We start from the raw sequence: 322 nt of genomic DNA, 5'->3' as shown, positions 1-322 counted from the left end.
AACGGCCTGGGCCGCACCCCACGAAGGTCACGATCACAGTGGTCACACAGCCGAGCACCACCACCATCTCCACCATGGAAAGGACGAACCTCACCCCAGCCACGAGGTGGCCAGCGATGCCTGCCACCTGCTTGCTCCATACAACGCTGACTTTGCGTTCTCTCTCTACAAGAAACTTGCATCCCACCCTAAAGCCCAGGGCGTGAACATTTTCTTTTCCCCTCTCGGGATTTCAATGGCTTTGAGCATGCTGGCTCTAGGTGCCAAGGGCAGCACTCATTCACAGATATACAGCAGTCTGGGTTACGATGGGTTACAGCCT

1 protein-coding gene is annotated in these 322 nt (G+C 55.9%); it reads left to right on the top strand.

The genetic code is table 11. The features are described 5' to 3' along the window. Window positions 1-106 precede the first annotated feature (106 nt). Window positions 107-322, top strand: a 216-nt coding sequence (locus ACOSDM_RS20200; RefSeq protein WP_420726332.1) for a serpin family protein, incomplete at its 3' end; no start/stop codon positions are given.

The organism is Hwanghaeella sp. LZ110 (assembly GCF_048892525.1).
Taxonomy (GTDB): domain Bacteria; phylum Pseudomonadota; class Alphaproteobacteria; order UBA8366; family Aestuariispiraceae; genus Pacificispira.
Note: the sequence above shows the minus strand (reverse complement) of the source record. Positions and strands in the feature narration are given on the sequence as shown.